At 70.2% G+C, this 23,833-nt stretch carries 23 protein-coding genes; 7 read left to right on the forward strand and 16 right to left on the reverse strand.

The window, feature by feature from the left end:
- Positions 1–34 precede the first annotated feature (34 nt).
- Complete coding sequence (locus ACL00U_RS11305; protein WP_259552798.1) at positions 35–1,822, forward strand: acetyl/propionyl/methylcrotonyl-CoA carboxylase subunit alpha; 1,788 nt, start codon at positions 35–37, stop codon at positions 1,820–1,822.
- 88 nt (positions 1,823–1,910) lie between these two features.
- Here ACL00U_RS11305 and ACL00U_RS11310 read toward each other — a convergent pair whose 3' ends face one another.
- From ACL00U_RS11310 to ACL00U_RS11370, 13 genes are all read right to left on the reverse strand, one after another.
- The gene (locus ACL00U_RS11310) at positions 1,911–2,630 is read right to left on the reverse strand and encodes a hypothetical protein (RefSeq protein ID WP_412873407.1); all 720 of its coding nucleotides are present in this window, start codon (positions 2,628–2,630) and stop codon (positions 1,911–1,913) included.
- Positions 2,631–3,013: 383 nt separating this feature from the next.
- Complete coding sequence (locus ACL00U_RS11315; protein ID WP_412873408.1) at positions 3,014–4,690, reverse strand: phospho-sugar mutase; 1,677 nt, start codon at positions 4,688–4,690, stop codon at positions 3,014–3,016.
- Positions 4,687–5,529 (reverse strand): purine-nucleoside phosphorylase, encoded by an 843-nt coding sequence (locus ACL00U_RS11320; protein WP_017888751.1) that lies wholly within the window; start codon positions 5,527–5,529, stop codon positions 4,687–4,689. Before ACL00U_RS11320 ends, ACL00U_RS11315 begins: the two co-directional genes overlap by 4 nt.
- A gap of 29 nt (positions 5,530–5,558) precedes the next feature.
- Positions 5,559–5,837: a PTS sugar transporter subunit IIB gene (locus ACL00U_RS11325; protein WP_017888750.1), complete on the reverse strand. Its 279-nt coding sequence runs from the start codon at positions 5,835–5,837 to the stop codon at positions 5,559–5,561.
- On the reverse strand, positions 5,834–6,280 hold the full coding sequence (locus ACL00U_RS11330; RefSeq protein WP_017888749.1) for a PTS sugar transporter subunit IIA: 447 nt from the start codon (positions 6,278–6,280) through the stop codon (positions 5,834–5,836). The genes ACL00U_RS11325 and ACL00U_RS11330 overlap by 4 nt, the downstream gene beginning before the upstream one ends.
- 3 nt (positions 6,281–6,283) lie before the next feature.
- Complete coding sequence (locus ACL00U_RS11335) at positions 6,284–7,396, reverse strand: adenosine deaminase (protein ID WP_017888748.1); 1,113 nt, start codon at positions 7,394–7,396, stop codon at positions 6,284–6,286.
- Positions 7,397–7,516: 120 nt separating this feature from the next.
- On the reverse strand, positions 7,517–8,815 hold the full coding sequence (locus ACL00U_RS11340; protein WP_042538834.1) for a thymidine phosphorylase: 1,299 nt from the start codon (positions 8,813–8,815) through the stop codon (positions 7,517–7,519).
- A 1-nt stretch (position 8,816) separates the two neighbouring features.
- Entirely contained in the window at positions 8,817–9,299 is a 483-nt protein-coding gene (locus tag ACL00U_RS11345) for a cytidine deaminase (protein WP_017888746.1), read from the reverse strand.
- Between the two features lie 110 nt (positions 9,300–9,409).
- The gene (locus ACL00U_RS11350) at positions 9,410–10,699 is read right to left on the reverse strand and encodes an ABC transporter permease (protein WP_412873409.1); all 1,290 of its coding nucleotides are present in this window, start codon (positions 10,697–10,699) and stop codon (positions 9,410–9,412) included.
- A complete protein-coding gene (locus ACL00U_RS11355) occupies positions 10,696–12,063 on the reverse strand; it encodes an ABC transporter permease (protein WP_083389422.1) in 1,368 nt (455 codons plus the stop codon). Before ACL00U_RS11355 ends, ACL00U_RS11350 begins: the two co-directional genes overlap by 4 nt.
- Before the next feature lie 114 nt (positions 12,064–12,177).
- A complete protein-coding gene (locus ACL00U_RS11360) occupies positions 12,178–13,698 on the reverse strand; it encodes an ABC transporter ATP-binding protein (protein ID WP_017888743.1) in 1,521 nt (506 codons plus the stop codon).
- 194 nt (positions 13,699–13,892) lie between these two features.
- Positions 13,893–14,957 carry a BMP family lipoprotein gene (locus tag ACL00U_RS11365; protein ID WP_017888742.1) on the reverse strand — a complete coding sequence of 355 codons (1,065 nt, stop codon included), beginning with the start codon at positions 14,955–14,957 and terminating at the stop codon, positions 13,893–13,895.
- 198 nt (positions 14,958–15,155) lie between these two features.
- Positions 15,156–16,271 carry a mannose-1-phosphate guanylyltransferase gene (locus tag ACL00U_RS11370; RefSeq protein ID WP_017888741.1) on the reverse strand — a complete coding sequence of 372 codons (1,116 nt, stop codon included), beginning with the start codon at positions 16,269–16,271 and terminating at the stop codon, positions 15,156–15,158.
- A 187-nt stretch (positions 16,272–16,458) separates the two neighbouring features.
- Here ACL00U_RS11370 and ACL00U_RS11375 point away from each other — a divergent pair, with 187 nt between their 5' ends.
- The 6 genes from ACL00U_RS11375 (at position 16,459) to ACL00U_RS11400 (ending at position 21,990) form a co-directional block, all read left to right on the forward strand.
- Positions 16,459–17,694 (forward strand): glycosyltransferase family 4 protein, encoded by a 1,236-nt coding sequence (locus ACL00U_RS11375; protein WP_240048676.1) that lies wholly within the window; start codon positions 16,459–16,461, stop codon positions 17,692–17,694.
- A gap of 78 nt (positions 17,695–17,772) precedes the next feature.
- Positions 17,773–18,222 (forward strand): succinate dehydrogenase, cytochrome b556 subunit, encoded by a 450-nt coding sequence (gene sdhC / locus ACL00U_RS11380; protein ID WP_017888739.1) that lies wholly within the window; start codon positions 17,773–17,775, stop codon positions 18,220–18,222.
- 11 nt (positions 18,223–18,233) lie between these two features.
- The gene (sdhD, locus tag ACL00U_RS11385; RefSeq protein ID WP_056070803.1) at positions 18,234–18,680 is read left to right on the forward strand and encodes a succinate dehydrogenase, hydrophobic membrane anchor protein; all 447 of its coding nucleotides are present in this window, start codon (positions 18,234–18,236) and stop codon (positions 18,678–18,680) included.
- Positions 18,681–18,729: 49 nt separating this feature from the next.
- The gene (sdhA, locus tag ACL00U_RS11390; RefSeq protein WP_042538838.1) at positions 18,730–20,523 is read left to right on the forward strand and encodes a succinate dehydrogenase flavoprotein subunit; all 1,794 of its coding nucleotides are present in this window, start codon (positions 18,730–18,732) and stop codon (positions 20,521–20,523) included.
- 1 nt (position 20,524) lies between these two features.
- Positions 20,525–21,298 carry a succinate dehydrogenase iron-sulfur subunit gene (locus tag ACL00U_RS11395; protein WP_017888736.1) on the forward strand — a complete coding sequence of 258 codons (774 nt, stop codon included), beginning with the start codon at positions 20,525–20,527 and terminating at the stop codon, positions 21,296–21,298.
- A 50-nt stretch (positions 21,299–21,348) separates the two neighbouring features.
- Positions 21,349–21,990 carry a TNT domain-containing protein gene (locus ACL00U_RS11400; protein WP_031260557.1) on the forward strand — a complete coding sequence of 214 codons (642 nt, stop codon included), beginning with the start codon at positions 21,349–21,351 and terminating at the stop codon, positions 21,988–21,990.
- A 64-nt stretch (positions 21,991–22,054) separates the two neighbouring features.
- Here the strand turns inward: ACL00U_RS11400 and ACL00U_RS11405 are convergent, their stop codons facing one another.
- Genes ACL00U_RS11405 through ACL00U_RS11415 form a run of 3 tightly spaced genes read right to left on the reverse strand, consistent with a single transcriptional unit; the run spans position 22,055 to position 23,831 of the window.
- A complete protein-coding gene (locus ACL00U_RS11405) occupies positions 22,055–22,747 on the reverse strand; it encodes a DUF805 domain-containing protein (protein ID WP_056070800.1) in 693 nt (230 codons plus the stop codon).
- The gene (locus ACL00U_RS11410) at positions 22,744–23,268 is read right to left on the reverse strand and encodes a DUF805 domain-containing protein (protein WP_071251836.1); all 525 of its coding nucleotides are present in this window, start codon (positions 23,266–23,268) and stop codon (positions 22,744–22,746) included. Before ACL00U_RS11410 ends, ACL00U_RS11405 begins: the two co-directional genes overlap by 4 nt.
- Positions 23,265–23,831: a DUF805 domain-containing protein gene (locus ACL00U_RS11415; protein WP_017888733.1), complete on the reverse strand. Its 567-nt coding sequence runs from the start codon at positions 23,829–23,831 to the stop codon at positions 23,265–23,267. The genes ACL00U_RS11410 and ACL00U_RS11415 overlap by 4 nt, the downstream gene beginning before the upstream one ends.
- Between the last annotated feature and the right edge of the window lie 2 nt (positions 23,832–23,833).

The following is a 23,833-nucleotide window of genomic DNA, read 5'->3' on the forward strand; positions in this document are numbered from 1 at the left end:
ACGCACGCACGCCGCACGAATACGCTGCTGTGTCATGCCCCGTATCAGCAAGGTCCTCATCGCGAACCGCGGCGAGATCGCCGTCCGCATCATCCGCGCGGCCCGCGACGCGGGCAAGGCGTCGGTCGCGGTCTACGCAGACCAGGACCGCGATGCCCAGCACGCCCGCCTCGCCGACGAGGCCTACGCGCTGAACGGCACCACGAGCGCCGACACGTACCTGGTCATCGACAAGATCATCTCGGTCGCCCGCCGCTCCGGTGCGGACGCCGTGCACCCGGGCTACGGGTTCCTTGCCGAGAACGCCGACTTCGCCCGCGCCGTCATCGACGCCGGGCTCGTCTGGATCGGACCGTCGCCGGACTCGATCGAGCGCCTCGGCGACAAGGTCTCCGCGCGCCACGTCGCCGAGAAGGTCGGCGCGCCGCTCGCTCCCGGCACCATCGAGCCCGTCAAGGACGCCTCCGAGGTCATCGCGTTCGCCGACGAGGTCGGCCTGCCGGTCGCCATCAAGGCGGCGTTCGGTGGCGGTGGCCGCGGGCTGAAGGTCGCACGGACCCGCGACGAGGTCGCCTCGCAGTTCGAGTCCGCCACGCGCGAGGCGATCGCCGCGTTCGGTCGCGGCGAGTGCTTCGTCGAGAAGTACCTGGACAAGCCGCGCCACGTCGAGACCCAGTGCCTGGCGGACGAGCACGGCAACGTCGTCGTGGTCTCCACCCGCGACTGCTCGCTGCAGCGTCGCCACCAGAAGCTCGTCGAGGAAGCCCCGGCGCCGTACCTGACGCCCGAGCAGCAGACCGCGCTGTACGAGTCGTCGAAGGCGATCCTGCGCGAGGTCGGCTACGTCGGTGCCGGCACCTGCGAGTTCCTCATCGGCGCCGACGGCACCGTGTCGTTCCTCGAGGTGAACACCCGCCTGCAGGTCGAGCACTGCGTGTCCGAAGAGGTCACCGGCATCGACCTGGTGCGCGAGCAGTTCCGCATCGCCGAGGGCGGCGTGCTCGACTACTCGGACCCGGAACCGCGTGGACACTCGTTCGAGTTCCGCATCAACGGCGAGGACCCGGGCCGCAACTTCTTCCCCGCGCCCGGCCCCGTGCACGCGTTCAACGCACCGTCCGGCCCCGGCGTCCGCGTCGACTCGGGTGTCGTCGCGGGTGATGTCGTGTCCGGCTCGTTCGACTCGATGCTCGCGAAGCTGATCGTCACCGGCGCCACCCGTACCGAGGCGCTCGAGCGTTCCCGACGCGCACTGGCCGAGTTCGAGGTCACCGGCCTGCCGACCGTGCTCCCGTTCCACCGTGCCGTGGTGTCCGACCCGGCGTTCGCGACCGACGACTCCTCGCCGTTCTCGGTGTACACGCAGTGGATCGAGACCGACTTCGTCAACGAGATCCCGGCGTGGAGCGGCTCCCCCGAGGAACTGCCGGCCCCGGCTGCGCGCGACAGCGTCGTCGTCGAGGTGCAGGGCAAGCGCATCGAGGTCACCATGCCGTCGATCGTCGGTGGCGGTGCTGCCGGTGCCGGTGTCGCCGGTCGTCGTCCCGCCGGGCCAACCGCTCCCCCGAAGCGCCGCTCGTCGGCCGTCCGTGGCGGTCTGGCGAAGTCCGGGTCGTCCGTGGCGTCGCCCATGCAGGCCACCGTGGTGAAGCTCGCGGTCGCCGAGGGTGACACCGTGGTGAAGGGCGACCTGCTCGTCGTGCTCGAGGCCATGAAGATGGAGCAGCCCGTGCAGGCCCACAAGGACGGCGTCGTCACCGGGCTGAACGCCCCGGTCGGCCAGACGGTCTCGTCCGGTCACGTGCTGCTCGAGCTCGCGTAGCGCGCGGGTTCCCTCTCGCAAAACACCGGTGTTCGCCGGTCGAACACGTGCATGCCGCGGTTCGGCTCGTGAACCCCGGTGTTTTGCTTCATCGAACACGGCGCACTCCGGCTGCCTCGAGTGCCACGGGGCCGTTGCCGCCTGGCTCCACGTCCGGCCACGTCACGCGGACGACCCGACGGACGTGGCGATGCGCACGGAGGCGGTCCTCCCGGAGCTTCTCGTCGATGACGACGCGCTCGGGCGATCGACCAGCGCGCATCGTCCGGTCGCGGTACTTGACCAGCCCGTCGAACTCCACCACGACGCCGGCGTCCTCGAACCAGAAGTCCACGCGGCCGATCAGGCCGGCCGCATCGCGGAACTCCTGCTGCAGCACCGGCGGCGGGAACCCCGCTTCTGCCCAGCACAGCCGCGCCACCGACTCACCCGGCGAGTCAGCAGCAGCGTCCGCGAACTCGATCGCGCGTCGCGCACGGGTGGACGCCCGCGGACGGGGCTCCCTGCTGCGCAGTTCGGCGAGCAGCGCGTCCTGCGGCACTCCTCGGGCCAGGACCGCGTCCAACACGACCACCGCCGTGCGGAACGACGCTCGGAGCGCGACGTCGACCCCGGTGACCACGAGGGTCGTGACGGGCAGGCCGCCGACGCTCGCACAGGTGATGGGGCGACCCGCCCCTCCGACCTTCTGCAGGTGCGCGCGACGTTGACCGGTGGCTCGACGCGGATCGGTGGCGACGACGTGCGTGGGGAACTCCCCGAGCCACGGGAGTCCGAGCATCGCCACAGCCGACTCGTGGGAGATCACGAGGGCAGGGTGGATGTTCGGCACGACCGCTTCGACCCGTGCACGATGGCGCTCCGCTGCACTCGCTGATTCGAACGCCTCTCGTTCAACGTACCGACCCGCCGTCAGGCGGATGAGGGTCCCGCGGCGCGCGGCATCTGCAAGCCGTCGGTGCGCTCTCGGATCGGGATCGCTCGGAGCCGCGCCGAACACCGTGATGTGAGCCATGGCCCAACCGTCACGGCTCCGCGCGGCCTACACGACGGCCTCCCCCTCCTTGTGAGCAGCCAGCGTTCCCCCACCCCCTGTGGAGGAACAGCAAAACACCGGTGTTCGCGTTCTGCACCGCGTTGTGCGGGTGTTCAGAGCGCGAACACCGGTGTTTTGCGGAAGCCCACCCCGCCCTAGGACACCAAGGGGCGCACGGCGTCGGCGATGGCGTCGACCAGGCGCTGGGCCTCGGCGGGGGTGTTCGCGACGGTGTCGATGTAGACCTTCACCTTGGGCTCGGTCCCGCTCGGGCGGACGATCACCCGTGCGTCGCCGGCCAGGTCGTAGCGCAGGATGTCCGACGGCGGGAAGCCCTGCACCCCGTCCGAGTAGTCCGTCACCGTGTGCACGTCGAGGCCACCGAGGGACGCAGGCGGCGTGGACCGGAGCGACGCCATGACCTCGCCGATGCGCGACAGGTCGTCGACCCGGGTCGCGACCTGCCCCGAGGCGAACGCCCCGAACTCGGCGGCGAAGGCGTCGAGCTGCCCGGCGATCGACGACCCGGCCGCGGCGAGGTCCGACGCCAACGACAGCAGCTCCAGCGCCGCCGAGATGCCGTCCTTGTCGCGCACGACCGACGGGTCGACCAGGTAGCCCAGGGCTTCCTCGTAGCCGAACAGCAGCCCGGGCACCCGCGACACCCACTTGAAGCCGGTCAGGGTGTCGCGGTACTCCAGCCCGTGGCGCGCAGCCACCCGGGCCAGGGCCGGCGACGAGACGATCGACGCAGCGAGGGTGCCGGTCGCGCCGGACTCGGACGCCCGTGCAGCGGCACGCCACCCGAGCAGCCAGCCGACCTCGTTGCCCGACAGCCGGCGGTAGGACGGCGCACCGGCGTCCGCGGCCGTCGGGATCGCGAGTGCGAGCCGGTCGGCGTCGGGGTCGTTCGCGATCACCAGGTCGGCGCCGACGGCGAGACCACGGGCGATCGCCAGGTCCATCGCGCCGGGCTCTTCCGGGTTCGGGAAGGAGACCGTCGGGAATGCACCGTCCGGCTCGATCTGCTCCGGCACCACGGTCGGTGACGCGAACCCGGCGGCGACGAACACCGCACGCGCGGTCTCCCACCCGACGCCGTGCATGGCCGTGTAGACGACCTTCGGCTGCTCGTCGAGCGGGAGCGCCGGAGCGGGCACGATCGCGGCTGTGGCGGCCACGTAGGCATCGACCAGGGCCGACGTCGCGACGGTGTAGTCCGTGCCGCGCGGCAGATCGGCGACCGAACCAGCGGCGACCGCGTCGATGGCGGCCGCGATCTCACCGTCGACGGGCGGCACGATCTGCGAACCGTCGTCGTCCTGTCCGAGGTAGACCTTGTACCCGTTGTCCCGCGGTGGGTTGTGGCTCGCCGTCACCATGACGCCGGCACCGACGTCGAGGTGCCGGACGGCGAACGCGAGCACCGGCGTCGGCAGGGCCGAGGGCAGCAGGGTGACCTCGAGTCCGAGACCCCGCATGACCTCGGCGGAGTCGCGCGCGAAGACGTCCGAGTTCACCCGGCCGTCGTAGCCGATGACGACGCTCGGCGAACGCCCGGTCTCGATCAGGAACCGTGCGAGCCCCGCCGCCGCCTGGGTCACGACGACGCGGTTCATCCGCAGCGGGCCCCAGCCGAGCTCGGCGCGGAGTCCGGCGGTGCCGAACTGCAGTCGCCCGTCGAACCGCTCGGCGAGCGCCCGGACCGCGGGACCGTCACCGTCGGCGGCCTCGTCGATCGCCGCGGCCAGCTCGTCGCGGGTCTCCGGGTCGGGGTCCTGCGCCAGCCACGCCCGCGCGGTGCCGAGCACCCGGTCGAGGTCGAGCTTCACGACGCCGGCTGCCCGAGTGCGGTGACGACGCGTGCGAGCAGGTCCGCGATCACCGGCTCCGCCTGCTTGCCCGCCTCGAGCACCTCGGTGTGCGACAGCGGCGTCTTCTGGATGCCGGCGGCGAGGTTCGTGATGAGCGAGAACCCGAGGACCTCCATGCCGGCCTGGCGGGCAGCGATGGCCTCGAGCGCGGTCGACATGCCGACGATGTGCCCGCCGATGGCCTTCGCCATCTGGACCTCGGCCGGGGTCTCGTAGTGCGGGCCGCGGAACTGCGTGTACACGCCCTCGTCGAGCGACGGGTCGACCGTCCGGGCCATCTCACGCAGGCGCGCCGAGTACAGGTCGGTCAGGTCGATGAACGTCGCGCCCTCGAGTGGGCTGTCGGCGGTCAGGTTGATGTGGTCGCTGATGAGCACCGGGGTGCCGGGCGTCCAGTGTTCCTTGATGCCACCGGCACCGTTGGTCAGCACCATGACCGAGGCACCCGTCGCCGCGGCGGTGCGGACGCTGTGCACGACCCGGCGGACGCCGTGACCCTCGTAGTAGTGCGTGCGGGCGCCGATGACGAGCGCGTGGCGGCCGTCGGCGAGGCGGATCGACCGGATCGTGCCGGAGTGTCCGGGGACGGCCGAGGCGCTGAACCCGGGGACCTGGTCGGCCGGGATCTCGGACACGGTCTCACCGATGATGTCGGCGGCCTTGCCCCAGCCCGAACCGAGGGTCAGGGCGATGTCGTGCCGCTCGATGCCGGACTGTTCAGCGATGACGGCGGCGGCGTCCCGCGCGACCTCGAACGGGTCGGCAGCGGGGTCGTTCAGCGGGTTCTCGGTGCTCATGCCCCAACTCTAAAGGGCGCACTACGCGCTCAGTGCTCGCCGAGCGCCCGGTCGACCGCCGCCGTGATCTCGCCCTGGTCGAAGTGGTTCTTGATCACGATCACCTCGGCGTAGGTGTCCCCGATCGCCTCGACGAACTCCTGACTCGTCAGGATCACGTTGGCGTCGTCGGAGACGTCCCGCACCGAGGCGACGTCCGCAGCGACGACGGACGCCGACAGCCCGAGGGTGTCGAGCGCCTTCTCGGCGTTCACCTTGAGGATGCCGCTCGACCCGATGCCGGCCCCGCAGATGGTCACGATCTTCACGCGGAGACCCCCATGATCGCGCGGACCTCGTCCGCCGTGGTCGCCGCCGCGATCCGCCCGGTGACGGTGGCGTCGTTGAACAGGTTCGCGATCTCGCCGATCGACTCCAGGTGGGTGCCGACCTCGGCCACCGCGAGCCCGAACACGACACGGACGGGGTCGTTGTGCGGGTGGCCGAACGCCACCGGCGATGCGAGCGTCACGACCGCGAGTCCGTCCCGCACCACGGCGCCACCGGGCCGGGCATGCGCGAACGCGAGCCCCGGCGAGATGACGATGTACGGCCCGTGTTCCTCGACCATGCCGATCATGGCGTCGGTGTACTCGTCGGTGGTGGCGCCCGACGCGACGAGCGCACCGCCGACCAGGCGCATCGCGTCACGCCATGCGGGCGCGTCCGCACCGAGGAGGACGGCGGTGTCCGGCAGCGGTGGCAGTCCCATGCGTCAGGCCTCCTGGTACCCGGCCGTGATGGTGGCGATGATCTCCTCGCGGTCCTCGAGCGGCAGGAACGAGCCGAGCGCGGCGTTGATCTGGAACGCCGCCAGGTCGTCGAGGTCGTAGCCGAACGTGCCGGCGAGCAGTGCGAGCTCCTTCGACAGCGAGGTGCCGCTCATCAGGCGGTTGTCGGTGTTCACCGTGACGCGGAAGCCGAGCTGGTAGAGCACGTCGAACGGGTGGTCGGCGAGGTCGTCGCCCCACGCGGCGATCGCCCCGGTCTGCAGGTTGGACGACGGCGAGACCTCGAGCGGGATCTCACGGTCACGGACCCACGAGGCGACCTCGCCCAGGGAGGCCAGCGTCGAGCCGTCACCGGCGTCGGACAGGGCGACGTCCTCGAAGATGCGGACGCCGTGTCCGAGGCGGAGCGCCCGGCCGTCGACGAGCGCGGAGCGGATCGAGGCGAGTCCGTCGGCTTCGCCCGCGTGGACGGTGACCGGGAACAGCTCGGAGGCCAGGTGGTCGAAGGCTGCGCGGTGGTTCGAGGCGGGGAACCCGGCTTCGGCACCGGCGATGTCGAAGCCGACGACCCCGGCGTCGCGGTGCCGGACGGCGAGTTCAGCGATCTCGAGCGACCGGTCGGCGTGCCGCATCGCGGTGACGAGCTGGCCGACACGGATGCGCCCACCGGCGGCGTCGACGGCTTCCTCGATGCCGGCCTGCACGGCCTCGACCGTCTGGTCGAGCGTCAGCCCGCCCTGCAGGTGCTGCTCCGGCGCCCAGCGGACCTCGCCGTAGACGACGCCGTCGGTGACCAGGTCCTCGACGAACTCGCGGGCGACGCGGGTGAGCTGCGGTGCGGTCTGCATGACGGACGTGGTCACGTCGAACGTCTTCAGGTACTCGACGAGCGAGCCGGAGTTCGACTGGTCGGCGAACCACTGCCCGAGCTCTTCCGGGTCGGTGGTGGGGAGCGTGACACCCGCCGAGGCTGCGAGCTCGATGATGGTAGCGGGACGCAGGCCGCCGTCGAGGTGGTCGTGCAGCGAGACCTTCGGCAGGTCGTTGATGACCGCCCCGGCGTCGGGCAGGCGGTAGGTCGGGGCGTCGGCGCTCATTCCCCCAGGCTATCGGTGGTCACCGCCGCCGCGCAGGCACCTGTGCACAACCCACAACGGAAGACACTGGAGGCTCCCCACAGCTGTGCAGGGAGCCTCCGGTCGGCCGGGTGGCCGGGTTCAGGACCCGATGCGCTCGCGCACGATCGGACCACGTGCTGCGGCGGGAGAGTCCGCCGAGCCGATCGCCCACGCCCCCTCGAGCGACTCCAGCGCGCGCGGGATCCGCGACGCGTCATCGGAGTGCAGCGTCCACAGCGGCTGCCCCTCGGTCACGGTGTCCCCCGGCTTGACGTGCAGCTCGATGCCCGCACCGGCCTGCACCGGGTCCTGCGCACGGGCACGACCGGCTCCGAGCCGCCAGGCCGAGACGCCGAACGGCAGCGCGTCCTGCTGCGTGAGGACCCCGGACGTCGGCGCGGTCACGACGTGCTGTTCCCGGGCGACGGGCAGCGCCGCGGACGGGTCCCCGCCCTGCGCCTCGATCATCCGACGCCACGTGTCCATGGCCCGGCCGTCGGCGAGTGCCGCAGCGGGGTCGGCGTCGGGCAGTCCGGCGAGCGTCAGCATCTCGCTCGCGAGTGCCACGGTCAGCTCGACGACGTCGGCCGGTCCGCCACCGGCGAGCACCTCGACCGACTCCCGCACCTCGAGCGCGTTGCCGATCGTCAGCCCGAGCGGGACCTCCATGTCGGTCAGCAGCGCCGAGGTCGCCACCCCGGCGTCGTTGCCGAGGTCGACCATGGTCTGCGCGAGCTCCTTCGACGCCTCGTACGTCGGCATGAACGCGCCGGACCCGAACTTGACGTCGAGCACGAGCGCACCGGTGCCCTCGGCGATCTTCTTCGACATGATGCTCGACGCGATGAGCGGGATGCACTCGACGGTGCCGGTGATGTCGCGGAGCGCGTAGAGCTTCTTGTCCGCGGGGGCCAGCCCGGACCCGGCGGCGCAGATGACCGCGCCGACGTCCTGCAGCACCTGCATCATGCGGTCGTTCGAGATCGACGCCTGCCACCCGGGGATCGACTCGAGCTTGTCGAGCGTGCCGCCCGTGTGCCCGAGTCCGCGGCCCGACAGCTGCGGCACGGCGACACCGAACGACGCCACCAGGGGTGCCAGCGGCAGGGTGATCTTGTCGCCGACCCCGCCGGTGGAGTGCTTGTCGACCGTCGTCTTGCCGAGCGACGAGAACGACATCCGCTCCCCCGACGCGATCATCGCGAGCGTGAGGTCCTTGATCTCGCGCCGCTCCATGCCGTTCAGGAAGATCGCCATCGCCATCGCGGCCATCTGCGGGTCCTCGACGTAGCCGCGGGTGTACGCGTCGACGAGCCAGTCCACCTCGGCGGTGCTCAGCGCGCCGCCGGAGCGCTTCGTACGGATGAGGTCGACGGTGTCGAACGGCTCGACTGCCATGTCAGTGCTCCTGCTGGTAGGTGGCGAGGGTGCGCGGCCCGAAGGCGTCCGGCAGGACCTCGTCGATGGTGCGGATGCCGGAGAGCGTCTCGAGGAGCATGCCCTCGGTGGAGTGCTCGAACAGCAGCTGGCGGCAGCGCCCGCACGGCATCAGGGTCGCCCCGTCGCCGTCGACGCACGTGAACGCGACGAGCTTGCCGCCGCCGGTCATGTGCAGCTGCGACACGAGGGAGCACTCGGCGCAGAGCGTCACCCCGTAGCTCGCGTTCTCGATGTTGCAGCCGGAGACGATCCGGCCGTCGTCGGTGAGCGCCGCGGCGCCCACCGGGAACGACGAGTACGGCGCGTAGGCGCGCCGCATCGCGGCCGTGGCGGCGTCCCGCAGGGCGCCCCAGTCCACGTCGTCGGCCGGGAGGCCCGTGGCCGCGTCCGTCAGGTCGGTGGCGGTGACCCCCTGGTCACCCGCAGCGTGCGTGTCGGTCATGTGTCGTGCCTCCAGGCCGGTGGGTGGTCCGCAAAACACCGGTGTTCGTCGAATCGAACACCCGCGAACCGCGGTGCGGAGCACGAACACCGGTGTCTTGCGGAAGGGAACTAACTCTTGATGTAGGGCCTGCCGGACGCGGCGGGGCCGCGCGACTGCCCGACCAGGCCTGCCACGGCGAAGATCGTCACCACGTACGGCAGCATCAGCAGGAACTCGCTCGGCACGGGCGAGTCGATCGCCCCGAGCGTGTTCTGCAGGTTCGACGCGAAGCCGAACAGCAGCGCCGCGAGCGTCGCCTTGATCGGATCCCACCGGCCGAAGATGACCGCGGCCAGGGCGATGTAGCCGGCCCCCGCGGTCATGTCCTTCGTGAACGGCCCGACCGCGTCGAGCGTGAAGTACGCCCCGCCGAGACCGGCGATCGCACCGGCGAGGGAGACGTTCCAGAACCGGGTGCTCGTGACGTTGATGCCCACCGTGTCGGCGGCCTGCGGGTGCTCGCCGACGGCGCGGAGCCGCAGCCCCCAGCGGGTCTTGAACAGCCCGAAGGTGACCACCGCGACGGCGATGTAGGCGAGGTAGACCACGACGGTCTGCTCGAAGAACACCGGTCCGATGACCGGGATCTGGTGCAGCAGCGGGATCTCGACCTTCGGGAACCGGATGCCGATGTTGAGCGTCTCCTCGTTCGGGGAGAGCACCTGCGAGTACAGGAAGCCGGTCAGGCCGGAGATGAACGCGTTGATGACGACACCGACGATGACCTGGTCGACCAGGTACTTGATGCTGAACGCCGCGAGGACGAACGACACGAGCATGCCGGCGACGAGCGCGGCGACGAGGCCGACCCAGGGCGACCCGGTGATCGACGCGACCATCGCGGAGCTGAACGCACCGGCGAGGAACTGGCCCTCGATCGCGATGTTCACGACGCCGACCCGTTCGGAGATGACGCCGCCGAGGGCACCGAACACGAGCGGCACGCTCAGGCTCAGCGCGCCGAGCAGCAGGCCGGGGATCGGCAGGGACGAACCGGCGGCGGCCCAGGTCAGGAACCCGACGACGAACACCACCGCGAAGACCGACGTGACCCACAGCGCGACCCGGCGCAGCGCACGCGTCTCGATGAACGCGTAGACCGTCAGGATCGCGAGCAGGACGATGACGACGATGCCCGTCCCGAGCGCGGGCAACGGGACGTTCGGCAGCGCGAAGAAGTCACCGGCGTTCGCCAGGCGGAACGTGGTGGTGCCGGAACGCGGCAGCAGGCCGAACAGCACGATCGCGATGAGCGTGAACACGCCGTACCCGATCGGGAGCTTCCAGCTCCTGGTGGTCTCGAGCGGGCGGTCCGCGAGCGGCGACGCGGGGGCCGCGGTGGGGCTGAGGGTGCTCATGCGGCGACCGCCTTCTTGCTGGTCTTGTTCGTCTTCGTGCGCTTGCGGGCGCCCGGCTGCGGGATCCGGAAGATCGCGCGGACGAGCGGCGGCGCCGCGATGAAGAGGACGATGAGGGCCTGGATGACCCCGACGATGTCGATCGGGATGCCGTTGGCGGCCTGCATGGCGTAGCCACCGTTCTTCAGCACGCCGAACAGGATGGCCGCCCAGAACACGCCCCACGGCTTGGAACGGCCGAGCAGGGCCACCGTGATGGCGTCGAAGCCGATGCCGGCGTCGATGCCCGAGGTGAAGCCCGACGTGACGGCGCCCTGCACCTGGTAGGCGCCGGCGATGCCCACCAGGGCACCGGAGATCAGCATCACCCAGATGGTCAGCGACGGGACGCTCATGCCGGCCACGCGGGCGGCACGGGGGTTCTCACCGATGGTACGGAACCGGAAGCCGAGGGACGACTTGTTGACGAGCCACCAGACCACGACGACCGCGAGGATCGCGACGATGAACCCCAGGTCCACGCCGTACCGGACGCCGAAGAGCTGCGGCAGCAGGGCGCTGTCCTTCGTGGGTGGCGAGATCGGGTTGCTGCTGCCCGGGGCCTGCAGCAGGCCCGGGGTGCGGAGCAGGTAGCTGACCAGGTAGAGCGCGACGTAGTTGAGCATGATCGTGACGACCACCTCGTTCGCACCCGTCCGGGCCTTCAGCACCCCGACGATGCCACCCCACACGGCGCCGCCGACGATGCCGGCGAGGATCGTGAGCGGGATGTGGACCGCGGCGGGCCCGTCGAACGAGAACCCGACCCACCCGGCGGCCGCGGCCCCCATCAGGATCTGGCCCTGACCGCCGATGTTGAACAGTCCGGCGCGGAACGACAGCGCGATCCCCAGGCCTGCGGCGATGAGCGGCACCGAGTAGTCGACGGAGCGCGTGAGCGGCCCGATCGCCTGCTGGAACGAGTCCGCGCCGAAGTTGAACACCGAGCCCTGGAACAGCGAGGCGTACGCGCCGCCGACCGCGGTGCCGACCGCCTGGAGCATGTCCGTGGGGCGGGCGAAGAAGTACCCGGCGGTGGCACGGACGTTCTCGTCCGTCACCGCGATGAGGATGCCGCAGGCGACCAGCGCGAGGACGACGGCGAGCACCGTGACGAGCACGGAGCCGTTCAGGATCCCCTGCAGGGCGGCGTGCCAGCGGTCGCCGCCGGCGCCGTTGCGGCGCTCGGTGTCCGCTGCCGAGTCCGTCATCAGGTGCGGGGTCGACTCGACCTCCTGCAGACGGTCGTCGGTGAGCGGGGCGTCGGCGGTGTCGTTCGCCGCCGGGGCCGGCTGCTGCGTGTTGTCTGGCGGTGGGGTGGTCACGCTGCCAGCTCCGTTCCGGTCGTGGGTGTGGCGTGGATCTCGCCGGCCGAACCGGTCATGCGGCCAGCTCCGTTCCGGTCGTGGGTGTGGCGTGGATCTCGCCGGCCGAACCGGTCATGCGGCCAGCTCCGTTCCTTCAGGGATCTCCCCGGCCATCATGAGGCCGAGGACGTCGCGGGGGGTGGTCGCGGGGACGATGCCGACGATGCCGCCGCGGTACATCACGGCGATGCGGTCGGCCAGTGCGACGACCTCGTCGAGCTCGGTGGAGACGACGATGACCGGCACACCGGTGTCGCGGGTGGCGACGATGCGCTTGTGGACGAACTCGATCGAGCCGACGTCGATGCCGCGGGTGGGCTGCGCGGCGACGAACAGCCGCAGTTCGCGGCTCAGCTCGCGCGCCAGGACGATCTTCTGCTGGTTGCCGCCGGACAGCCGACCGGCAGCGGTGGTGCGACCAGGCGTCCGGATGTCGAACTCGGCGATCTTCTCGTCGGCGAACGCGTCACGCTCCGCCGACCGGATGGTGCCGGCGCGGACGAACTCGGCGTGGTCGGCGCGGTCGAGCATCAGGTTCTCGGCGATGGTGAACTCGCCGACCAGGCCGTCCTCCTTGCGGTCCTCGGGGACGAAGCCGACGCCCGCGTCGAGCACCTGCTTGACGCTCCGGCCGGTGAGTTCCTTGCCGTCCAGGGTGATGCGGCCACCGTGCGCGGGCTCGAGGCCCATGATCGCCTCGGTGAGCTCGGTCTGCCCGTTGCCCTGCACCCCGGCGATCGCCAGGACCTCGCCGCGACGCACCGTGAAGGAGACGTCGTCGACGAGCACGATGCCGGACGGGTCGGTGACGGTGAGGTGCTCGACGACCAGGGCGTCGTCGCCACCGGTCGAGGGTTCCTTGTCGACCACGAGCGAGACGGCGCGGCCGACCATCAGCGCGGCCAGTTCGTTGTTCGTGGCGGTCGGCGAAGCTTCGCCGACGACCTTGCCGAGGCGGATGACCGTGATGCGGTCGGCGACCTCGCGCACCTCACGGAGCTTGTGGGTGATGAAGACGATGGCGGTGCCGGCTTCGCGGAGCTGGCGCATGATGCCCATCAGCTCGTCGGTCTCCTGCGGGGTGAGGACGGCCGTCGGCTCGTCGAACACCAGCACGGAGGCATCGCGGGACAGCGCCTTGATGATCTCGACGCGCTGCTGCACACCGACGGGCAGGTCCTCGACCTTGGCGTCCGGGTCCACGTCGAACCCGAAACGGTCCGAGATCTCCTGCACGCGCTTGCGGGCACCGGCCAGGTCGAGACGGCCACCGAAGGTCGTCTGCTCCTGCCCGAGCATCACGTTCTCGGCGACCGTGAACACGGGCACGAGCATGAAGTGCTGGTGCACCATGCCGATGCCGGCGCGCATGGCGTCACCGGGGCCGTCGAAGTCCTGCACCACGTCGTCGAGCAGGATCTCGCCCTCGTCGGCGTCGTACAGGCCGTACAGGACGTTCATCAGGGTGGACTTGCCGGCGCCGTTCTCACCCAGGAGGCAGTGGACCTCACCCGGCTCGACGGTGAGCGAGATGTGGTCGTTGGCGACCAGGGCGCCGAACCGCTTGGTGATGCCGCGGAGTTCGAGCTTCATGTTCGGGAGTCTATTTCTGTCTCGCGCGCGCCACGCGGGCGCACGGTGTCGCGTGCACCCTGCGGAAGCACGGTCTGGCGCGCACCCTTGGGTGCACGGTCTGGGGTGCACCCTGGGGATGCACGGTCTGGGGTGCGCCACCTGGGCGCACGAGAACGCGGGCGAGGGATGCTCCCCCGCCCGCGTTCACCGGGTCAGGACTGGGTCTTGACCTTGATCGAGCCGTCGATGATGCCGGCCTTCACGTCGTCGAGCTCGCCCTGCAGGCCCTTGTCGACCTTGGACTCGAAGTCGTGGAACGGAGCGATGCCGACGCCGTCGTTCTTCAGGGTGCCGACGTACGGCTCCTTCGAGAACTTGTCGTCAGCCGCCTGCTCGACGACGTCCTTCACGGCCGGGCGCATGCCCTTCTCGACCGAGGTGAAGGCGATGTCCTTGTAGCGGGGGTCGGCCTCGTAGAGGTCGCTGTCCGCGCCGATCAGGACGGAACCGTTGTCGGCGTCCTTGATGGCCTCGGCAGCGGACTGGTAGATCGGGCCACCGACGGGCAGGATCACGTCGGCGTCCTGGTCGAGGAGCGTCTGCGCGACCGACTTGGCCTGCGTGCCGGCCTCGAAGCCACCGGTGAAGGAACCCTTGCCGGTGTCGACGTTCCAGCCGACGACCTTGACGTCCTTGTCCTTCTGCTCGTTGTAGTACTTCACGCCGTCCGCGAAGCCGTCCATGAAGATGGTGACGGTCGGGATCTGCATGCCGCCGAAGGTGCCGACGACGCCGGTCTTCGAGTACGACGCCGCCGCGTAGCCGGCGAGGAACGCGGCCTGCGAGGTGTCGAACGTGATCGGCTTGACGTTCTTGGCGTCGATCGAGTTGTCGTCGATGATCGCGAAGTCGGTGTCGGGGTTCGCAGCGGCCTGCTTCTTCGTGGCGTCGGCCAGGTTGAAGCCGACGGTCACGACGAGGTTGCAGTTCTGGCCGATGAGCTGCTCGATGTTCGAGTCGTAGACGGTGGCGTCCTTGGACTCGGCTTCCTTGTAGGTGGCGCCGAGGTCCTTGGCGGCGTCCTTCATGCCCTCGTAGCCGAGCTGGTTGAACGACTTGTCGTCGAACCCACCGGCGTCGGAGACCATGCAGGGGCGGAAGTCGGTCTTCTTCGCCGTTTCGGTGGTGGACGGCGCCGAGGCACAGCCGGCCAGGACGGCGACGGTGCCGGCGAGCGCGAGGCCGCTGAGGACGACCTGTCGGGTACGAGATGTCACGGGTTGGTTCCTCCGGGGAGCGTGCCCGGACCACGTGCGTTCCGGGCGATCGTGGCGACAGTACACGACCGTCGGGTCGGTACAGGACCCGTTGCGGGGGTCCCGTGGATCGGTTACGGGATCGCGACCCCGCCGAAACGCGCCCGTAACGCGGGGCCGCCCGCTCACCCCCAGTTCGAGGGGTTTGTCGGTGGAGCGCTACAGGACGTCGCCCCGGCCGCTGATCTTCAGGGCATCCACGACACCCTTCACCCGCTGGGCGTTCGCGCTCGTGGTGACGAGCAGGGCGTCCGGGGTGTCCACGACGACGATGTCCTCGACGCCGATGAGCGAGATGAGTCGCTGGCTGTGCGAGATCACGATGCCGCTCGACGAGTCCGCCAGGATGCGCGCGCCGTCCCCGAGCACCGCGAGGTTGTTCGGTCGCCCACCGGACTGCAGCTTGGCGAGCGAGGCGAAGTCGCCCACGTCGTCCCAGTCGAAGTCGCCGGGCACGACGGCCATGCGACCAGCAGCAGCAGCGGGCTCGGCGACTGTGTAGTCGATCGCGATCTTCTCGAGCGTTGGCCAGACCGCGTCGACGACCGCGCCGCGCGCCGAGGTGTCCCAGGCGTCCGCCAGCTCGTTGATGCCGGCCAGCAGCGTCGGGTTGTTCCGGCCGATCTCCTCGAGCAGCACGTCGGCGCGGGCGATGAACATGCCCGCGTTCCACAGGTACGTGCCCTGCTCGACGTACGAGCGGGCGGTGTCCAGGTCGGGCTTCTCGACGAACGACCGGACGGCGTGCGCGGTCGGTGCGCCCTCGATGTCCAGGGTGTCGCCGTGCGCGTGGATGTAGCCGAAGCCGATCGCGGGCTCCGTCGGCGTGATGCCGATGGTCGTGACGTAGCCGGCGCGTGCGACGGCGACGGCTTCGCGGACCGAACGGCGGAAACCGCGTGCGTCGCCGATGACGTGGTCGGCCGCGAAGGACCCGATGACGACGTCGGGCTCGCGGCGCACCAGGATCGCCGCGGCCAGGCCGATGGCCGCCGTCGAGTCCTTCGGCTCGCTCTCGAGCACCACGTTGTGGTCCTCGACGCCGGGCAGCTGCGACTCGACCGCGACGCGGTGCGCACGGCCGGTGACGACCATGATCCGCTGGTCGCCGGCGAGCGGCGCCAGGCGGTCCCAGGTCTGCCGCAGCAGCGAGGTGCCGGAACCCGTCAGGTCGTGCAGGAACTTGGGTGCGTCCGCGCGCGACAACGGCCACAGGCGCGATCCGATGCCCCCTGCGGGGATGATCGCGTAGAAGTCTTCGAGAGCGTCAGCCACGCGCTCACCGTACCGCCCCCGCCGGGCGGATCCTGGTTGGTCTCCGCACGATTCCCGCATGCGGCCTCCCGCAGGGCGCCGTCCGGCGTCCGCAACGGAGGGCGTCGCGTTGTTCACCCGGCGCGCGCGTCCCGTTCACGTCGTCGGCCCCGTCGGGTCACGTCACGCCCGGAGCATGGGCAGCACCATGAGCGCACGCAGCGTGGAGCGCGGCACGTCCCCCCGGACCGTCGCCGTCGTGACCGAGAGCTTCCTGCCCACCCTCAACGGCGTGACCACGAGTGTCCTGGCGGTCCTCGACCACCTGGAACGACGTGGTCACCGCGCGGTCGTGATCGCCCCGGACACCCCCGGACTCGCGCAGTTCCGCTCGCGCAGCGCGGTCGAGCGCTACCGCTCCTTCGACGTCCACCGTGTCCCTGCGGTCGCCTACCGGCAGTTCCCGGTGGCGCTCCCCCACCCGGTGCTCGACACGATCCTCGCCGCCTCCGGCGCCGACGTGCTCCACGCCGCGAGTCCGTTCCTGCTGGGTGGGCGCGCGATCACGGCGGCCGGGAGGCTCGGCATCCCCTCCGTCGCCGTCTTCCAGACCGACGTGGCCGGGTTCGCCCGCCGCAACGGCCTGACCGCGACCGTCCCGTTGGTGCGGAAGATCCTCGGACGCATCCACGCGGGCGCCTCGCTGACGCTCGCCCCGTCGAGCGCGACGGCCGCGATGCTCGCCGAGGACGGCGTACCGCGCGTCGCCCGCTGGGGTCGCGGCGTCGACACCGAGCTGTTCCACCCCGCACGCCGGACGTCGGGGCACGTGCGGGCGCTCCGCCGCCGGCTCGCCCCGAACGGCGAGACGATCGTCGGGTACGTCGGTCGCCTCGCCCCGGAGAAGGAGGTCGAGCGACTCGCCGAACTCGGTGGTGTCCCCGGCATCCGGGTCGTCGTCGCCGGCGGCGGTCCGTCGCGGGCGATGCTCGAGCGGCGGCTCCGGCACCTCGACGTCACCTTCACCGGCCCCTTGCGCGGCGACGCCCTCGCCGACGCGTACGCAGCACTCGACCTGTTCGTGCACACCGGTCCGGCCGAGACCTTCGGGCAGACCCTGCAGGAGGCCCACGCCTCCGGCCTACCGGTGATCGCACCGGCGTCCGGCGGCCCGCTCGACCTGGTCGCCCCGGGGCTCGACGGGGAGCTCTACGACGCCGACGCACCCCAGGCCCTGCGGCACGCCGTCCTGCGGCTGCACCACGACCGCGCCCTGGCCGAGCGGATGGGTTCGGCCGGTCGGCTCCGCGTCGAGGGGACCACGTGGGAGGCCGTCGGCGACCAGCTCCTCGACCACCACGACACGGCCCGGACCATCGGCGCGCCGCCCGTCGGACGGGGCCTCCGGGCAGGTCGGGACGAGAAGGTCAGCGCTCGCGCATAGGATGGGTCGTGTTCCACACGAACACGAACGGCAAGGGCTCGCCGATCGGGCGAGCCCGTCCTATGGAAGGACGAGCTCATGGCTGAGCACACCGGCGGGGGTACGGCGACGGCGGTGCCCGACGTCTCGATCGAAGCGCCCAGGGCTTCTCGGACGCCACAGGGCACGCTCTACCGCGGATCCATCGGGATGTGGTCGTGGGTCCTCCACCGCATCACGGGCGTCGCGATCTACTTCTTCCTGCTCGTGCACATCCTCGACACGGCACTCGTGCGGCTCTCCCCCGAGGCCTACAACGCCGTCATCGGCACGTACAAGACCCCGATCATGAACCTCGGCGAGATCGCGCTGGTGATGGCCATCGTGTTCCACGCGTTCAACGGCCTGCGGATCATCCTGATCGACTTCTGGTCCAAGGGCCCGAAGTACCAGCGGGCCATGTTCTGGATCGTCATGGTCCTGTGGGCGGTGGCGATCGCGGGCTTCCTGCCCCGCCAGCTCATGAACCTCGTCGCGGACTTCAACTGAGGGGCACGGACATGACCACGCAGATCGTCGAACCTCCCCGCTCGGCAGCGGCCGCCCGGAGCACCACCAACTGGGAGAAGTGGGGCTGGATCTACATGCGCGCCTCGGGCGTCCTGCTCGTCGTGCTGATCTTCGGCCACCTCTTCGTCAACATGGTGGCGGGCGAGGGCGTCAAGCAGATCGACTTCGCCTTCGTCGCCGGCAAGTGGGCCAACCCCTTCTGGAAGGTCTGGGACTCGCTCATGCTGGTCCTCGCCCTCATCCACGGCTCGAACGGCATGCGCACCATCGTCAACGACTACGTGTCGAAGCCGGGCATCCGCAAGACGCTCCTCATCGCGATCCTGGCCGCCTGCGTCGTGCTGATCGTGCTCGGGCTCCTCGTCTGCTGGACCTTCGACCCGTGCCCCGCCGGCGCAGCTGCCGCCGACCTGCCGTCCTTCTGCCCGGCGCAGTAGCACCACCACCGTTGCTGCCCGCGTTCCCACCGTCTACGGAAAGACCCCTGTGACCGAGACCACCGTCCACCACCACCAGTTCGACATCGTCATCATCGGCGCCGGAGGCGCGGGCATGCGAGCCGCGATCGAAGCCGGCCCGAAGGCGAAGACGGCCGTCATCTCGAAGCTCTACCCCACCCGGTCGCACACCGGTGCGGCGCAGGGCGGTATGGCCGCAGCCCTCGCGAACGTCGAAGAGGACTCGTGGGAGTGGCACACCTTCGACACGATCAAGGGCGGCGACTACCTGGTCGACCAGGACGCCGCCGAGATCCTCGCGAAAGAGGCGATCGACGCCGTCATCGACCTCGAGAACATGGGCCTGCCGTTCAACCGCACGCCCGAGGGCAAGATCGACCAGCGTCGTTTCGGTGGGCACACCCGCGACCACGGCAAGTCCCCGGTCCGCCGGGCCTGCTACGCCGCCGACCGCACCGGGCACATGATCCTGCAGACGCTGTTCCAGAACTGCGTGAAGCTCGGCGTCGAGTTCTACAACGAGTTCTACGCACTCGACCTCATCATGGTCGACGTCGTCGGCGAGGACGGCGTCACCCGCCAGCAGCCGGCCGGCGTCGTCGCGTTCGAGCTCGCGACCGGTGAGCTCCACGTCTTCCACGCCAAGGCGATGATCTTCGCGACCGGTGGCTTCGGCAAGATGTACAAGACCACCTCGAACGCGCACACCCTGACCGGCGACGGCGTCGGCATCGTCTGGCGCAAGGGCCTGCCGCTCGAGGACATGGAGTTCTTCCAGTTCCACCCGACCGGCCTCGCAGGGCTCGGGATCCTGCTGACCGAGGGTGCCCGCGGTGAGGGCGCGATCCTCCGGAACGCCTCGGGTGAGCGCTTCATGGAGCGGTACGCCCCCACCATCAAGGACCTCGCTCCGCGTGACATCGTCGCGCGCTGCATGGTGCAGGAAGTGGCAGAAGGTCGCGGCGCCGGTCCGAACAAGGACTACGTGCTGCTCGACTGCACGCACCTGGGTGCCGAGGTCCTCGAGACGAAGCTGCCGGACATCACCGAGTTCGCCCGGACGTACCTCGGTGTCGACCCCGTCGTCGAGCCGGTCCCCGTCATGCCGACCGCGCACTACGCGATGGGCGGGATCCCGACGAACGTCAAGGCCGAGGTCCTGTACGACAACACCACCGTCGTCCCCGGGCTGTACGCCGCCGGCGAGTGCGCCTGCGTCTCCGTGCACGGCTCGAACCGTCTCGGCACGAACTCGCTGCTCGACATCAACGTCTTCGGCAAGCGCTCGGGCAACAACGCCGCCGAGTGGGTCCAGACCGCCGAGTTCCTCCCGCTGCCGGAAGACCCGGCTGCTGGCGTCCGCGGCATGCTCGACCAGCTCCGCGCCTCCACCGGCACCGAGCGCGTCTCTGCCCTCCGCAAGGAACTGCAAGAGGAGATGGACAAGAACGCGCAGGTGTTCCGCACGGACGAGTCGCTCGCCCGTGTCACCGAGACCCTGCACACACTGCGCAACCGTTTCATGCAGGTCTCCGTGCAGGACAAGGGCAAGCGGTTCAACACCGACCTGCTCGAGGCCGTCGAGCTCGGGTTCCTGCTCGACCTGGCCGAGGTCGTCGTCTACTCCGCACGCAACCGCAAGGAGAGCCGCGGCGGACACATGCGCGACGACTACCCCAAGCGCGACGACGAGAACTACATGCAGCACACCATGGCGTACCTGACGGGCGACCCGCACTCGTCACTCGCCGACGACCACATCACGCTCGACTGGAAGCCTGTCGTCATCACGCGGTACCAGCCGATGGAGAGGAAGTACTGAGATGACCGACACCCTGGTCTCCGAAGCACCCCGCACCGACACCGTGCAGGACGCCCCTCCCGGATCCTTCTCCGTCACGGTCATCGTCCGTCGCTTCGATCCCGACGTCGACGACGAGCCGCGCTGGCAGGACTTCGACGTCATGATGCTGCCGACCGACCGCATCCTCGACGCCCTGCACAAGATCAAGTGGGAGCAGGACGGGTCCCTGACCTTCCGGCGTTCCTGCGCGCACGGTGTCTGCGGCTCCGACGCGATGCGCATCAACGGTCGGAACCGTCTGGCGTGCAAGACCCTGATCAAGGACCTCGACGTCTCGAAGCCGATCTACGTCGAGGCGATCAAGGGCCTGCCGCTCGAGAAGGACCTCGTCGTCGACATGGAGCCCTTCTTCCAGAGCTACCGCGAGGTGCAGCCGTTCCTGCAGTCCTCGTCGGCCCCGACGCCCGGCAAGGAGCGTGTGCAGTCCGTCGCCGACCGCGCCCGGTTCGACGACACCACGAAGTGCATCCTCTGCGCGGCGTGCACGTCGTCCTGCCCGGTGTTCTGGACCGACGGGCAGTACTTCGGCCCCGCCGCGATCGTGAACGCCCACCGCTTCATCTTCGACTCCCGCGACGACGCCGCGAACGTCCGTCTCGACATCCTCAACGACAAGGAAGGCGTCTGGCGCTGCCGGACAACCTTCAACTGCACCGACGCGTGCCCTCGCGGAATCCAGGTGACGAAGGCGATCTCCGAGGTCAAGCAGGCGATCATGCGGGGTCGGGCGTAGTCCCGGCTCCGTCCAAGCTCCGCACCACGCCGACCGATAGGCTCCCGACCATGACGTTCGCGGACACCCGCCCCATCCTCGACCAGCTCGGCTACACGACCCGGTACGTGCAGCTCCCCGGTGAGACCCTGCACGAACCGCCGGTCGAGGGGGCGCTCCGCATCGTCCAGACCGACGCCTCCGACTACGCGCTCGAGGTCGTCGACTACGGCACGGCTCGTCGGCTCGCGCAGGCGACGGGCGAGGACGACGCCGTGGAGATGCTGCGCCGGTTCCTGAACCGTCCGTTCCCGCAGCCGCGCGACATCCCCCGCCACGAGCTCGACGGGCTCCGTGACCGTGCGGCGTCGACCTACCCGCAGCTCGCGCAGCAGGTCTCCCAGGCGGGCGAACAGGGCCTGACCATCCAGATCCCGGCCGGCGTCCCCGTCGACCGCATCGGTGGCCCGGACGGCTACCTGCTCCACCCGCTCGACACCCCGCTGCCCAGCCGCTCGCTGCCGCCGCACGTGACCTCGTCGCCCGAGACGCACCGCTACGTCGTCGACCGGCCGTTCCTGGTGAACGTCCGCTTCGTCCAGCCGTGGTTCGAGCAGCCGGGCGGTGCCCTGCGCTTCCAGATCGCCGACCCGTCCGCCACCGTGCGCGACCTGGTCGTCGACGGCGCGCTCGTCCGTCTCCGGGTGGTCTGACCGTCCAACGAGAACAGCCCACCCTGCGCTCGATGCGTGGGGTGGGCTGTTCTCGTTCGTGGAGCTACCGCAGGTCAGGGCGGTCGTACTGCGCGCCGGCCGGGTTCGACGGCAGGCAGCCGAACACGATCGCAGCCGCGCTGACGAACAGCGCGATCAGCCAGAACGGGCCTGCCAGGTTCGCGTCGTGCACGCGACGCCAGCCCAGCGCGATGCCCGGCACGATCGTGGCGAGCCACCACAGGAAGGAGAGGCCGAGCAGCACGAAGGCGAACGGCGACGGAGCGCTGCTCCCCGTGGGGTTGCCGTACTCGTCGACGCCGCTACTCGCCCCGACCGTCGCGAACAGGACGGCGTAGAACCCGCCGAACAACACGATGGTCACGATGGCGTTGGCGAGGACGAAGTACCAGAACTCACTCCGACTGGCGCGCCCGTCGAACCGGGCGTACTTCTTGAAGAACCGCGTGAACGCATCGAGGAACCCGATGCCGTACCACGGCGCCCAGAGCGGCGGGGTGCCATCAGGCCCGAGCGGGATCGGCTGCGCGAACTGCGGGTACGGGTCGACGTAGGGCTGGGCGTACGGCTGCTGCCCGTACCCAGGCTGCTGCCCGTACCCAGGCTGCTGCCCGTACCCGGGCTGCTGCCCGTAGCCCGGCTGCTGCCCGTACCCAGGCTGCTGCCCGTACCCGGGCTGCCCCTGCGGCTGGTCGCCGCCCGGCTGGCCCCACTGCGGCGTCCCGTCGTTGCTCATCGGCTCGTGTCCGGACGGTCGTACCGAGCGCCCTGCGGGTTCGACGGCAGCAGTCCGAAGACGACACCGGCGACGCCGATGAACAGCGCGATGATCCACAGTGCACCGGACAGGTTCGCGTCGTGCAGGCGTCGCCAGCCCAGGGCGAGCGACGGCACCAGGGTCGCGAGGCCCCAGAGCACCAGCAGGACGAGCACCACCCAGAAGATCGGCGGGACCGGGTCCACCACCTGGTACGCAGTGCCGTAGTAGTCGACCGTCCGGGCGTTGAGCGTGGTGAGGCGGATGACGGCGCCGATGGTCACCAGGGCCCCGGTGACGATCGTGTTCGCCAGGAACCACCACCAGAACTCACTCCGACTCGCACGACCGCTGAACGTGGCGTACTTCGCGAAGAAGCGGGCGATGGCCTTCGGGAACGAGATGCCGTACCACGGAGCCCATCGCGGCGGGACGCCCGCGGCGCCGGTCGACTGACCGGTCTGCTCCGCGGGCGTCCACTGCTGCGTGCTCTCGGTCATCGGACACCCTGCGGACGGTCGTACCGCGCGCCCTGCGGGTTCGAGGGCAGCAGACCGAAGACGATGCCGACGATGCCGACGAAGAGCGCGATGATCCACAGCGCACCGGGGAGGTTCGCGTCGTGCAGTCGGCGCCAGCCGAGGGCGAGCGTCGGGACGATGATCGCCAGGCCCCAGAGCAGGGCGACGATGCCGACGATGACGAAGAGGGCGGACGGCTCGGTGACGGTCGACTGGACGCTGGTGGACGTCGCAGTCGACATCGACACGGTCGAGCGTTCGGAGGTGGCGATGCCGATGCCGTACAGGATGCCGAGGACGATGCCGATGATCCCGTTGGCCAGGTACCACCACCAGAACTCGCTCCGGCTGGCGCGACCGCTGAAGGTCGCGTACTTCTTGAAGAAGCGGCCGACGGCCTTGCCGAACGAGATCCCGTACCACGGTGCCCACAGCGGCGGTTCCCCGTCGGGCCCGGTCGGCGGCTGCTGGCCGTACTGCGGCGTGCCACCGAACTGGGCGTTCGGCTGGTTGTTCGGATCCTGCGGGTACTGGTCGCTCACGT

This window comes from Curtobacterium poinsettiae, from assembly GCF_047226435.1.
Taxonomy (GTDB): Bacteria; Actinomycetota; Actinomycetes; order Actinomycetales; family Microbacteriaceae; genus Curtobacterium; species Curtobacterium poinsettiae.